The sequence below is a fragment of the Sphingobium sp. genome, from assembly GCF_041987595.1.
GTDB lineage: Bacteria > Pseudomonadota > Alphaproteobacteria > Sphingomonadales > Sphingomonadaceae > Sphingobium.
Genome location: NZ_JBHIWJ010000110.1, coordinates 1 through 12,648, shown reverse-complemented (window position 1 = coordinate 12,648; position 12,648 = coordinate 1). Strand labels below are relative to the sequence as shown.

The window sequence follows — 12,648 nt, the reverse complement described above, 5'->3', positions numbered from 1 at the left end:
CGCTCAGCCAGCATGAAGACGAGCGCCGCGTCGATATTGTCGATGCTCTCGCGATAGCGCTTCAAGGTCTCGTCCACTCTGTCCTCCGGCAAATTCCTCGCGCTTTTTGCCGCTTCCGGAGCCTGAAGCAAGCTATTCCCGCTTGCCTTTCACATTTTGCCCCGCCACATGGCGCTTGTCATGACTGCACCCGCCACCGGCAACGTCCATCCCATCGGCCGCACCAGCAGCGCGCCTTCGCTCGCCCCCATGATGGCGCTGGTCGCCGAGGGCATGAACCAGGTGAATGCGGTCATTCTGGACCGGATGCAGTCGCGAATCCCTCTGATTCCCGAACTGGCAGGCCATCTGATCGCGGGCGGCGGCAAGCGGATGCGGCCGATGCTGACCCTCGCCTGCGCCGATCTGGTCGGCTATGCGGGATCGCGCCATTACAAGCTGGCCGCCGCGGTCGAATTCATCCACACCGCCACCCTGCTGCATGACGACGTCGTCGACGGATCAGGGCTGCGCCGGGGCCGCAAGACCGCCAACATCATCTGGGGCAACAGCGCCAGCGTATTGGTCGGCGACTTCCTCTTCTCCCGCTCCTTCGAGCTGATGGTCGAGGCGGAATCGCTCAAGGTGCTGAAAATCCTCTCCAACGCCTCGGCCGTGATCGCGGAGGGCGAGGTCAACCAGCTGACTGCCCAGCGCAAGATCGACACCAGCGAAGAACAATATCTCGACATCATCGGCGCCAAGACCGCTGCCCTGTTCGCTGCCGCCTGCCGCATTTCCGCCGTGGTCGCGGACCGCAACGACGCGGAGGAGCAGGCGCTCGACGTCTATGGCCGCAATCTGGGCATCGCCTTCCAGCTGATCGACGACGCCATCGACTATGAGTCGGACGGCGCCACCATGGGCAAGGACGCAGGCGACGATTTCCGCGACGGCAAGGTCACGCTGCCCGTGATCCTGGCCTATGCGCGCGGCTCCGACGAGGAACGCGCCTTCTGGAAAGCTGCCATCGCAGGCAACCGGATCAGCGACCAGGACCTTGCCTATGCCACCGGGCTGCTGCGCAAGACCGGCGCGATTGCCGACACGCTGGCCCGCGCCCGCCATTATGGCCAGCGCGCCATCGACGCACTCGGCATGTTCGACAACGGCAAGGCCAAGGCAGCACTGACCGAAGCGGTCGAGTTCGCCATTGCGCGGGCCTATTGAGGCTTTTGCCCCCTCGCACGTTTGAACAGGCACCTATTCGCCTGCTCAGCATCTCATGATACCCTCCCCTGAAACCATCGCCTTTCTGATGGCCGCTGCGCTGATGGCCGGGTGCGTCGACGCGATGGCGGGCGGTGGCGGGCTGATTGCCCTGCCCGCCCTGCTCGCCGCTGGAATCCCGCCCGTCCCTGCCGTTGCGACGAACAAGCTGCAAAGCGCGCTCGGAACGTTCGGCGCCTGCATCGCCTATGCGCGGGCCGGGCATATGGACCTCAGCGCCTTTCGCTGGCCGCTGATCGCCGCTTTCGCCGGATCGGCGGGCGGCGCCTGGCTTTTGCAGCGGGTCGATCCGTCGATCCTCGCCGGGCTGATGCCCGCGTTGCTGATCGCGCTGGCCGCCTATTTTACTTTTTCGCCCAGGGTCAGCGAAATGGACCGGCACCAGCGGGTCGGCATGGCCGCGCTCAGCCTGCTGGTCGGCGTGATCGGCTTTTATGACGGCTTTTTCGGGCCGGGCGCGGGCGCTTTCTACACCACCATCTTCATCGCGCTGGGCGGGCTGGGGCTGGTGCGGGCGACCGCCCAGACCAAGGCAGCGAATTTCGCCAGCAACCTCGCCGGGCTGATGATGATGATCGCGGGCGGGCATGTGATCTGGATTGTCGGGCTGGCCATGGCAGTGGGCAGCATCACCGGCGGGCAGATCGGATCGCGCCTCGCCATGCGCTTCGGCAGCCGGTTGATCCGGCCGCTGCTGATCATCATGTCGCTGGCGCTGACCGCCCGGATGTTGCTTGACCCGAAGAACCCTATCCACGCGCTGTTGTTCAGCTGAACCCCACAGTTGAATCATTGCGTTGAGGCGCAAATGGCGCGAGAGGGAGCGGCCATGCCAGCGCCCCCGCCCCTCCTGCCCATCCATGCCGTGCTGCCGGATCTGCTCGCCGCCTTGCGCGAGGGGAGCAGTGCCGTGCTGGTGGCGCCGCCGGGCGCAGGCAAGACGACGGCCGTGGCCCCCGCACTGCTGAACGAACCATGGTGCACGGGTCAGGTCCTGCTGCTCTCCCCCCGGCGTCTGGCGGCTCGGGCAGCGGCGGAGCGGATCGCCGAACTGATGGGCGAGGATGTCGGCGGCACGGTCGGCTATGCGACGCGCATGGACAGGCGGGTTTCTGCGCAGACCCGGCTGCTGGTGCTGACGGAGGGCATTTTCGTCCGGCGGATTCAGGACGACCCCGAGCTGTCGGGCGTGTCCGCCGTCCTTTTCGACGAAGTGCATGAGCGCAGCCTCGACAGCGATTTCGGGCTGGCGCTGGCGCTCGACGCGCAGGGGGCGCTGCGGCCGGACCTGCGGATCGTGCCCATGTCAGCGACGCTTGATGGTGCGCGCTTTGCCGCGCTGCTCGGCGGCGCCCCGGTGGTGGAGAGCGAGGGCCGCATCCAGCCGCTGGAGCTGCGCCATGTCGGGCGCGCGGCGGAAAAGCGGATCGAGGATGCCATGGCCGCGACCATCCGCCAGGCGCTCAGCGACGAGGTGGAGGGCGACCTTCTCGCCTTCCTCCCCGGTGTGGCGGAGATCGAGCGGACAGCCGAACGGCTGCACGACGCAGACGTGGAGGTCCACAAGCTGCACGGCTCGCTCGATCCGGGAGCACAGCGGACGGCGATCCGGCCTTCGCGGGAAAGGCGGCGGAAAGTGATCCTCGCCACCTCGATCGCGGAGACCAGCCTCACCATCGACGGCGTAAGGATCGTGGTCGACAGCGGACTGGCGCGGCGACCCCGCTATGACCGCGCGGCGGGGGTGACGCGGCTGGTGACGGAGCGCGCCAGTCAGGCGGCCGCGACCCAGCGCGCAGGGCGTGCGGCACGGCAGCGGCCAGGCGTCGCCTATCGGCTGTGGGAAGCGGCGGCGACGGCAGGGATGCCCCCCTTCGATCCGCCGGAAATTTTGGAAAGCGATCTTTCCAGCCTGATCCTCGACTGCGCCCTCTGGGGGGTGAGCGATCCGGCCGAACTGCGCTGGCTGGACGCGCCGCCCGCCGCTGCCGTGAGCGAGGCGCGCAAGCGGCTGACCGTGATGGAAGCGCTGGACGCGGACGGCCGGATCACCCCGCATGGCAAGGCGCTGGCGAAGCTGCCGCTGGAGCCGCGCATCGGCCATATGCTGGTGCGGGCGGGCGAGATGGGGCTGGCGGAGATTGCGGCGGAGGTTGCCGTACTGCTGGGTGAGCGCGGCATTGGCGGGCAGGATACGGACCTCTCGCAACGGCGGACGCGCTGGCGGCGGGATAGCGGCAAGCGCGCGGATGCGGCGCGCGCGATGGCGAAGCGATGGGCAAAGCTGGTTTCGCAGGGCAAGGCGGGCGACGCTGCGGGACATGAAACCGGGCTTTGCCTCGCCCTCGCCTTCCCCGACCGCGTCGCCAAGCGCCGCTCCGCCGATGGCGCCGACTGGGCGAGCGTCGGCGGGCGCGGCTTCCGGCTTGATCCGCTCAGCCCGCTCGCGCGCGAGGAGTGGCTGGCCGTCGGCGAAGTGCAGGGCAGCGCCGCCGGTGCCCGCATCCTCTCCGCCGCACCGATCAGCGAGGCCGAGGTGATCGCGCTGTTCGGCGCTCGCATCGCGGAGCATCGCACAGTGCGTTTCCGCGCTTCAAATGGCGGGATCGAGGCGCTGCGGGAGCGCCGGTTGGGCGCGGTCCGGCTGTCCTCCGGCTCGGACGACCGCCCCGATCCGGACGCTGTCGCCGCTGCGCTGACCGACGGGGTCCGCCAGGGCGGGCTGGACCTTCTACCCTGGTCCGATGCGGCCCGGTCGCTCAGGATGCGAGCGGACTTTGCCGGGGTCGAGCCATTGTCCGACGCGGCGCTGATGGAAACTCTGGACGAATGGCTCCCCCCGCTCCTGCAAGGCAAGCGGCGTCTTTCCGACATCGACCGGTCGCAGCTTTCGGGCGTTCTGGAAGGTCTGACCGGCTGGGAAGGCAAGCAGCAGATCGACAGGCTCGCTCCGCCGGAATTTCGCTCGCCTGCGGGCAGCGCCCATGAAATCGATTATGCCGCCGAGGGTGGTCCCAAGGTGGAGCTGCGGGTGCAGGCCTTGTTTGGCCTCAGCGAGCATCCTGTGGTCGGCAGCCAGCGAATCCCTCTTGTGCTTTCGCTGACCTCCCCCGCAGGTCGCCCGATCCAGACCACCCGCGACCTGCCAGGCTTCTGGGCGGGAAGCTGGAGCGCGGTCGCCAAGGAAATGCGCGGGCGCTATCCCAGGCATCCCTGGCCCGACGATCCGGCTGCCGCCAGCGCGACATTGCGCACGAAACGGGCCGACGCCCGCGGCAAGCCCTGACTTGGCCTTGACTTCCTCTCGCCCGCTGGTGCAACGCAGCACCACATTCCCAAGGAGTCCCATCGCGATGAGCGCGCGCATCTATCAGATCCAGAAGAACGCCCTGCAATCTGGCAAGGCACTGACCCATAAATGGGTGCTGGAATATGTGCCCGCCGAAGCGAAGCAGCCCGATCCTCTCACTGGCTGGGCCGGGTCTGGCGATACGAAGCAGCAGATCAAGCTCCATTTCCCGACGGAGGAAGCCGCCCGCGCCTATGCCGACCGCGAGGGCATTGCGTACAGCGTGATCCCCACGGCGCCCAAGACGCTCAAGATTCAGGCCTACGCCGACAATTTCCGTTGAAGCATCCTGCGCAAAAGTGGGGGCCGGTTTTGCGCCTGAAGCGATATGACGACAGAAAGCGATTTCCAAGCGAACGTAATCGATCGCTGAGCGAGAAATCGCGTTAAGATCGGAAACCGGAGCGCGCGACTTGCGTCCAATTCAACGAAGCGCGCTCTGATGCCAGCCCAAGATAAGGTCGACGACCAGCACGATGAAGCTGGCGACCACGCCCGTCAGGAACAGACGGTAAGCATAGCCCAGATAGCGATATTTGCGGCGCTGTAGAACCTGACCATTCTGATACATGTCGCGCAGCATGGCGCGGCAGAGCGCGTCGTCATCGGCCACAAGCCGCATCATCCGTTCGCTGAACTCCGCTTCGTCCAGGCTGGTGAAGATGCCGAAGAACAGCAGATTTTCGGACTCCTCGACTGTCCCGAGCGGTCGGCTCACGCTCGGCAGCACGGCCAGTATGGCGCAGGTCGCGGCCAGAAAGACGCCCACGGCAAGCACGGCCACTGGCCACACCAGCGCGCCCGACCGCAATTGCGCCACCGACAGGGTGAAGATCACCATTGATGCGCCGATCAGCATATTGGCCTTCTGATCGGCCATTTGGCTGAGCTGCATGTTGGTCTGCACCGCCGTCCTCAACAGATGGATGGCGTTGGGCACGGGTCCATTTCCCGTCTCGGTCATTTCCCCTCCCCTTTTTCGCGACACTCATGCCCGATTGCCGCCTTATTCGCTTGCCAAAGAGCGGGGCTTGAAGGCAAAAGCCGCCCTTTCACGGAAAGCACCACGGATAATGACGGATCGCCAGCAGATTTTCGACAGCGTTGTGAGCCAGATCGCGCCTTTCAACAAAAAGGGCGTCGAACTGAGCGAGGCCACCACCTTCGCAGGCGATCTGGAATGGGACAGCCTGACCGTGATGGATTTCGTCGCGGCGATCGAAGATGAATTCGACATCATCATCACAATGAACATGCAGGCCGAAATCGAAACCGTCGGCCAGCTCGTCGACGCAGTGGCGAAGCTGAAGGGCTGAGCCTGCCATACCGATCCGTGGCGCTGGCAACGGCGCCCGCATATTCGCCCAAGGTCCGGCCTTGCCCCGGACCGACGGCTATTGGGACCATGATATGACGACCGAAACCCGCGATCTTTTCTCCAAATTCGATCCGCTGATCGCCGAGCGTGAGGCGCTGCTGGCGACCGGCGTGCGCGATCCCTTCGCGATCGTGATGGATGAGGTGAAGTCACCGACGCAGGCCGTCATCAAGGGCAAGGACACGATCCTGCTGGGCACCTATAATTATATGGGGATGACCTTCGACCCGGACGTGGTCGCGGCAGGCAAGAAGGCGCTGGACGAATTTGGCGCGGGCACGACCGGCAGCCGCGTGCTGAACGGCACCTATCAGGGCCACAGGGAAGTCGAGGACGCGCTCAAGGAGTTCTATGGAACTTCCGGCGCGATGGTCTTTTCGACCGGCTATCAGGCCAATCTCGGCATGATCTCCACCCTTGCGGGCAAGGGCGACTATGTCGTTCTGGACGCCGACAGCCATGCGTCCATTTACGACGGCTGCGGCCTTGGCAATGCCGAGATCGTGCGCTTTCGCCACAACAGCGTCGAGGATCTGGACAAGCGTCTGGGCCGCCTGCCCGCCGATGCGCTGAAGCTGGTGGTGCTGGAAGGCGTCTATTCGATGCTGGGGGACATCGCGCCGCTGCCCGATATGGTGGCCGCCGTGCGCAGGCATCCCAATTGCATGATTCTGGTGGACGAGGCCCATGGCATGGGCTTTTTCGGTCCCAATGGCCGTGGCGTCTATGAAGAGCAGGGCGTCGAAAAGGATGTCGATTTCGTCGTAGGCACCTTCTCCAAATCGGTCGGCACGGTGGGCGGCTTCTGCGTCTCCAACCACCCCAAGTTCGAGGTGCTGCGCCTTGTCTGCCGTCCCTATGTCTTCACGGCCTCGCTGCCGCCCAGCGTCGTCGCCACCGCCGCGACGTCGATCCGCAAGCTGATGCATGCGGGCGAAAAGCGCGCCCATCTCTGGAAGAACAGCCAGCGGCTGCACAAGGGGCTGACGGACCTCGGCTTCAAGCTGGGGACGGAAACGCCGCAGTCCGCGATCATCGCCGTCATCCTGACCGATCAGGCGCAGGCGGTTGCGATGTGGCAGTCGCTGCTCGAACTCGGCCTCTACGTGAACATGGCTCGCCCCCCGGCCACCCCGGCGGGCACCTTCCTGCTGCGCTGCTCGCTTTGTGCCGAGCATAGCGACGAGCAGGTCGAACAGATCATCGGCATGTTCGAAACAGCAGGCAAGGCGACGGGCGCGATCGGTTAACCGCGCCCTAACCCCGTCCGCACGACCGGGCGAGCCATTAACGCGACGGGCACCCACGCAAAATTGGAACTTTCCACCTGCGTCATTTCTCGCTTAATGTTGTTCGTCTAGTGTAACTGCCGATGGCGGACGGGTTTTTCATGGACGAACACGCGACAGGATGGCGCGCGGCGATACGCCGTTTCCTGCCATTGATGCTTGTCGTGCTGCTGGTAGGGTCGCTTGGCACCCTGCTGTACAGCGCCAGCCATGCCTCGCGCGATCATGAGCGGGCGCTCAAGGAACAACGCCGCAGTTTCGAGATCATCGCCCTGGCCCGGGCCTTCGAGGCAAAGACGGCGCGAGCGGAAGTGACGCTGGCGCGTTATGTGATCAGCCTTGATCCGGACACCGGCCGTCTGTTTCAGGATCAGTGGCGCACCGCCGCCAGCCAGTTGAAGACGCTGACCTACATCACCCGGCAGTCCGGCTGGCAGCGCGGCAATGTGATGGCATTGCAGGCAGCGTTCGACCAGCGGGGCAAGACGCTGAGCGAAATCGGCCTGCGTACCACCTATGACCAGAAAATGGGCGCGCTCGCACAATTTCACAGGGCCGGCAAGTCACGTGACCTGATGCGCATCACGGCCCTGCTGGACCGTGTCATCCAGGCCGAAAATGCCCGGTTGCAGGAACGCAGCGAGGCGGTGTCGCTGGCCGGGGACCGCAACGAATGGTTCGGCAAGACCTCGCAACTCTTTGGACTGGTGCTGCTGGTCTGCGTGCTGTTCGCGCTCTGGTTCGCCAATGCGGCCTATAGCGAGCGCCGCAATGCGCGGCGGCAGGCGGAGAATGAAGCCGAGCGCGCCGACCGTCTGGAGGAGGCGGTCGCAAGCCGAACGGTCGAACTGTCCGAAGCCTATGACCAGCTCAAGAAGGAAACGGCCGAGCGCGCCGCAGCCGAGGAAAATCTGCGCCAGATGCAGAAGATGGACGCCGTCGGCCAACTGACCGGCGGCATTGCGCACGACTTCAACAATATGCTGGCAGTCGTGGTCGGCGGCCTGGAGCTGGCCAAGCGCAAGCTGCGGCTGAAACCGCAGGAGGCCGGGCGGCACATCGACAATGCGATGGAAGGGGCCAATCGCGCCGCCGCGCTGACCCGCCGCCTGCTTGCCTTTGCGCGATCCGAACCGCTGCTGCCCAACGCCGTCGATCCGGAGGCGCTGGTGTCGGGCATCGGGGAGCTGATCGACCGGTCCATCGGCGACCAGATCACCGTGACCTTTGAAAATGAAGCCCAGGGCTGGCGCATCTTCGTCGACCAGCATCAGATGGAAAATGCGATCCTGAACCTGTGCGTCAATGCGCGGGACGCGATGGACGGACGCGGCAAGCTGGTCCTGCGCACCAGCCAGACCCATTTGGCGGCGCATGAAATCGGCGAATGCGCCGAGGGCGAATATGTGATGCTGACCGTCAGCGACGATGGCTGCGGCATGACGCCGGAGGTTCTGTCGCGGGTGTTCGAGCCTTTCTTCACGACCAAGCCAGTCGGCAAAGGCACCGGCCTTGGCCTCAGCCAGATTTTCGGCTTCGTGCATCAAAGCGACGGCGAAATCCGCATCGAGTCCGAAGTGGGCAAGGGCACCAGCGTCCACATCTATCTGCCGCGCCATGTCAGCGAGGAAGGCGAAGCGGCAGCCGACGCTCATGCGCCCGAGCGCGAGCCGGTCCTGCATCCCCCCACACGCATCCTAGTGGTGGAGGACGACCCGCGCGTGCTCAACCAGACCATGGCGGCGCTGGCGGAACTGGGACATCTGCCCGTCGCCTGCGATCACCCGTCAAAGGCGGCGAAGCTGTTGATGAGCCACCGCGACATCGGCATGATCATGAGCGACGTGCTGATGCCCGGCATGACGGGTCCGGAAATGATCCGCACCCTGCCCGCCGCTTACGCCCATGTGCCGGTGCTGTTCGTCACCGGCTATGCAGGGGACATCGCCGAAAGCGCCGATTTTGCGGGACATGAGGTGCTGCGCAAGCCTTATACGCTGATGGGCCTGTCGCACGCCCTGTCGCACGCCCTCAGCGGATCGCACCACCCCGGAACAGCCGCGGCAGCAGAGTGAGCGCGCCAATCAGCGGCCAGCGGCGCTGCCAGGGCTTGATGGCAATGCTCGTCCCTGCATGGCGGTTGATCTTCCATGCGAGATAGTCGATCCCGCCGGCATAGGTAAAGCTGGCCTTGGCGAGCCGGATGACGGACAGAAATTTGCCGCGCCGCTGCAGGCGGCGCCAGCGCGCGGACGCATCCGTCGGCGAGGGCGGCAGGCCCTGTGCCAATGCGGCCTCGCCGAAGCGGCGATAGCGATCCGGATCGGCATCGACGATGGAGAGCGACCGCCCCCTCTTCTCTGCCCGCAACTCCGCACTGTAGGTCAGGGTGAAGCCCATCTTCCAGAGCGAGAGCGCATCGCCCTTCCCGTCCGCCATGGGCCGGGCCAGCGAAAGCAGCGTGGGCGTGGCGCTGGCGACGGCGCTGATGGCGCGCTGGCGGGCGAAATCGTCCGCCGCCCAGAGCAGCCGCGCCGGTTGGGCAAAGCGCGCCCAGACCGAAACATTGTCGGCTGACGGGCTGTTGAGGCGCGCGAAATCAGCCTCCGACAGCACGGCATATTTGGCGATCAGGCCATTATGTTCGAAAGGGAAGACATTGGGGGGGATCAGCCGGTTGGCCGTTGCGAGCCAGCGCTTTCCATAAGCCGTGCGATAATCCGACACGATCAGATAGAAATCCAGCATCAGCCCGTCGAGATTCTTCTCCCGCAGGCAGGACCCGTAGAAAAGAACGGCGCGGGAGGCATCAGGATATCTGGCCGCCAGCGCGCCGGCCATGGCGGCCGCGCGCGGATCGGCGGGCGCGGTGAGTTCGGCGGTAACGAGGGAGAGGAGGTTGCTGGGCATCGGTCCCGGTTTGAGCTTGCGCGCCTGCTTTCGCAGGAGCGCGATACTCTTTCAATCCTTTCGTCGAAACAACAGGGACAGATTGTTCGCGGGCATTTCCACAAGGCGGTCGAAGCCAAGTTCCTGGGCTTCGGCGGCGGCGATCACCTCCTCGACCCGGCGCAGGCCCCATTGCGGGTCGCGGGCCTTGAGCGAGGCATCAAAGGCGAGATTGCCGGGCGCGGTCGCCACATCATCGCGCAGATAGGGTCCGTAGAGATAAAGCAGGCCACCGGGCGGCAAGCACGCCCCAGCCCCGCGCAACAGACCGAGGGTCGCGCTCCATGGCGAGATATGGACCATGTTGATGCAGAGAATCGCGTCGGCTTGCTCCATCGGCCAGGGCGCAGTCGCGTCGAGCCGGATCGGCGGGCGAAGATTGGCGAAGCCGGCCTCCTCCCGCCAAGCAGCGATGGAGGCGAGTGCCGCCGGATCGGAATCGCTGGGTTGCCAGTCGAGATCGGGAAAGGCGGCGGCGAAATGGATCGCATGTTCGCCGCTGCCGCTCGCCACCTCCAGCACCACGCCAGAGGTCGGCAATTCCTCGCGCAAGATCGCGAGGATCGCGTCGCGATTGCGTTCAGTGGCAGGGGCGTAGCGCCTGGGATCAATGCTGCCCGCGGCAAAGGGGCCGGAACCGGGTTCCCACGGCTCCGGCCCTTCCGTCATTCGGCAGCGTCCGCCAGCGTCGGTTCGGTCCAGGTGAGGACCGGCTTGCGCGCAGCCAGCGTTTCGTCAAGGCGACGGCGCGGCGCGTGATAGGGCGCGCCCTTCAGCGCCTCGTCGCCTGCCTTGGCCCGTTCGGCAAGGCTGCGCAGCGCCATGATGAACTGGTCCAGCGCCGCCTTGCTTTCCGTCTCGGTCGGTTCGACCAGCATCGCGCCGTGGACGACCAGCGGGAAATACATGGTCATCGGATGGAAGCCCTCGTCGATCAGGCCCTTGGCGATGTCGAGCGTGGTGAAGCCCTCGGCCAGCCCCTTGTCGCTGAACAGGGCCTCATGCATGCAGGGGCCGCTGCCGCCGAAGGGCGCGTCCAGCACATCGTCCAGACTGCGCAGGATATAGTTGGCGTTCAGCACCGCGTCGCTCGCGACCTGTCGCAGGCCGTCCGCGCCGTGGCTGAGAATATAGGTCAGCGCGCGGGTGAACATGCCCATCTGGCCGTGGAAGGCGACCATGCGGCCGAAAGTGGCGCCATGATGCTCCTGCGCGGTTTCCTCCTCGATCAGGACGAAGCCGTTGCCCTGCTTTTCCACGAAGGGCAGCGGGGCGAAGGGCGTAAGCGCTTCGGACAGCACCACCGGACCGGAGCCGGGACCGCCGCCGCCATGGGGCGTCGAGAAGGTCTTGTGCAGGTTGATGTGCATCGCGTCGACGCCAAGGTCGCCGGGACGGACGCGGCCGACGATGGCGTTGAAGTTCGCGCCGTCGCAATAGACGAAGGCCCCGGCGGCGTGAACCGCGTCGGAGATCGTCTTCATGTCGCGCTCGAACAGGCCGCAGGTGTTGGGATTGGTGATCATCACCGCCGCGACATCCGGCCCCAGCCGCGCCTTGAGCGCTTCAAGGTCGACGCGGCCATCCGGGGTCGCCGGAATGTCCTCGACCTTGTAGCCGCAGAAGGCTGCGGTTGCGGGATTGGTGCCGTGCGCGCTTTCGGGCACGAGGATGACGCTGCGCGCATCGCCCCGGGCTTCGAGCGCAGCGCGGATCGCCAGCAGACCGCACAGTTCGCCATGCGCGCCCGCCTTGGGGCTCATCGCGACCGAGGTCATGCCGGTCAGCGTGACCAGCCAGTGCGCCAGCTGATGAATGACCTCCAGCGCGCCCTGCACCGTGTCGACGGGCTGGAGCGGGTGGACGTCGCTGAAACCGGGCAGACGCGCCATCTTCTCGTTCAGGCGCGGATTGTGCTTCATCGTGCACGAACCCAGCGGGAAGAGCCCAAGATCGATCGCGTAGTTCTGACGCGACAGGCGGGTGTAATGGCGCACCGTCTCCGGCTCCGACAGGCCCGGCAGGCCGATCGGGTCCTTACGCGACAGGTCGCCCAGACGCGAACCCGCGACATCACCCTCGGCGAAATCGACGCCGGTCGTCTCAGCATCGCCGATCTCGAAGATCAGCGCCTCTTCCAGCATCAGCGCGCGGTTGCCGGTAAAGGTCGCAGGCGCGCCGCCGTCCTTGGCTTCGGGGCTCGTGGGCTTCCAGCCGCTCTGGTTGATCGTCATGCCAGCACCTCCTCGAGCGCCTTAGCAAGCGTCTCGATATCCTCCGGCGTCACCGTTTCGGTGACCGCCACAACCAGTCCGTTCGCGAGTGCGTCTTCGCCCGGATAGAGCCGGCCGAGCGACACGCCGGCCAGCACGCCGCGATCGGCGAGCGTCCGCACGATCGGACGCGCCTCGCGA

The 12,648-nt window shown here is 65.6% G+C and carries 11 protein-coding genes and 2 pseudogenes; 7 read left to right on the top strand and 6 right to left on the bottom strand.

From position 1 onward, the window contains the following. Positions 1–77 (bottom strand): annotated as a pseudogene (locus ACFC3J_RS19340) (chorismate mutase); the annotation flags it as partial. A gap of 103 nt (positions 78–180) precedes the next feature. On the opposite strand from ACFC3J_RS19340, the gene ACFC3J_RS19335 reads away from it, so the two are divergent. The 4 genes from ACFC3J_RS19335 to ACFC3J_RS19320 all read left to right on the top strand — a co-directional run bounded on the left by ACFC3J_RS19335 (position 181) and on the right by ACFC3J_RS19320 (position 4,901). Beyond that, the gene (locus tag ACFC3J_RS19335; RefSeq protein ID WP_375197688.1) at positions 181–1,209 is read left to right on the top strand and encodes a polyprenyl synthetase family protein; all 1,029 of its coding nucleotides are present in this window, start codon (positions 181–183) and stop codon (positions 1,207–1,209) included. A gap of 55 nt (positions 1,210–1,264) precedes the next feature. Next, positions 1,265–2,044, top strand: coding sequence for a TSUP family transporter (locus tag ACFC3J_RS19330; protein ID WP_375197687.1), 780 nt, complete (start codon positions 1,265–1,267; stop codon positions 2,042–2,044). A 33-nt stretch (positions 2,045–2,077) separates the two neighbouring features. Beyond that, positions 2,078–4,555 carry an ATP-dependent helicase HrpB gene (hrpB, locus tag ACFC3J_RS19325; RefSeq protein ID WP_375197686.1) on the top strand — a complete coding sequence of 826 codons (2,478 nt, stop codon included), beginning with the start codon at positions 2,078–2,080 and terminating at the stop codon, positions 4,553–4,555. A 67-nt stretch (positions 4,556–4,622) separates the two neighbouring features. Next, a complete protein-coding gene (locus tag ACFC3J_RS19320; RefSeq protein ID WP_375197685.1) occupies positions 4,623–4,901 on the top strand; it encodes an ETC complex I subunit in 279 nt (92 codons plus the stop codon). Between the two features lie 141 nt (positions 4,902–5,042). On the opposite strand, the gene ACFC3J_RS19315 is transcribed toward ACFC3J_RS19320, so the two are convergent. Beyond that, positions 5,043–5,582: a Pycsar system effector family protein gene (locus ACFC3J_RS19315; RefSeq protein ID WP_375197684.1), complete on the bottom strand. Its 540-nt coding sequence runs from the start codon at positions 5,580–5,582 to the stop codon at positions 5,043–5,045. 109 nt (positions 5,583–5,691) lie between these two features. Between ACFC3J_RS19315 and ACFC3J_RS19310 the strand changes: the two genes are divergently transcribed. The 3 genes from ACFC3J_RS19310 (at position 5,692) to ACFC3J_RS19300 (ending at position 9,360) form a co-directional block, all read left to right on the top strand. After that, positions 5,692–5,934 (top strand): acyl carrier protein, encoded by a 243-nt coding sequence (locus ACFC3J_RS19310; protein WP_150294620.1) that lies wholly within the window; start codon positions 5,692–5,694, stop codon positions 5,932–5,934. A gap of 94 nt (positions 5,935–6,028) precedes the next feature. After that, the gene (locus ACFC3J_RS19305) at positions 6,029–7,246 is read left to right on the top strand and encodes an aminotransferase class I/II-fold pyridoxal phosphate-dependent enzyme (RefSeq protein ID WP_375197683.1); all 1,218 of its coding nucleotides are present in this window, start codon (positions 6,029–6,031) and stop codon (positions 7,244–7,246) included. A 122-nt stretch (positions 7,247–7,368) separates the two neighbouring features. Further along, positions 7,369–9,360, top strand: a complete 1,992-nt coding sequence (locus tag ACFC3J_RS19300; protein WP_375197682.1) for an ATP-binding protein — start codon at positions 7,369–7,371, stop codon at positions 9,358–9,360. Here ACFC3J_RS19300 and ACFC3J_RS19295 read toward each other — a convergent pair. The 4 genes and pseudogenes from ACFC3J_RS19295 to ACFC3J_RS19280 form a co-directional block, all read right to left on the bottom strand. Further along, positions 9,317–10,195, bottom strand: a complete 879-nt coding sequence (locus ACFC3J_RS19295) for a hypothetical protein (protein WP_375197681.1) — start codon at positions 10,193–10,195, stop codon at positions 9,317–9,319. The genes ACFC3J_RS19300 and ACFC3J_RS19295 overlap by 44 nt on opposite strands. 51 nt (positions 10,196–10,246) lie before the next feature. Next, positions 10,247–10,903 (bottom strand): DUF938 domain-containing protein, encoded by a 657-nt coding sequence (locus tag ACFC3J_RS19290; RefSeq protein ID WP_375197680.1) that lies wholly within the window; start codon positions 10,901–10,903, stop codon positions 10,247–10,249. Next, entirely contained in the window at positions 10,900–12,468 is a 1,569-nt protein-coding gene (gcvPB, locus tag ACFC3J_RS19285) for an aminomethyl-transferring glycine dehydrogenase subunit GcvPB (RefSeq protein ID WP_375197679.1), read from the bottom strand. Before gcvPB ends, ACFC3J_RS19290 begins: the two co-directional genes overlap by 4 nt. Continuing rightward, positions 12,465–12,648: pseudogene (locus tag ACFC3J_RS19280) on the bottom strand (glycine dehydrogenase); the annotation flags it as partial. The pseudogene ACFC3J_RS19280 and the gene gcvPB, both read right to left, overlap by 4 nt.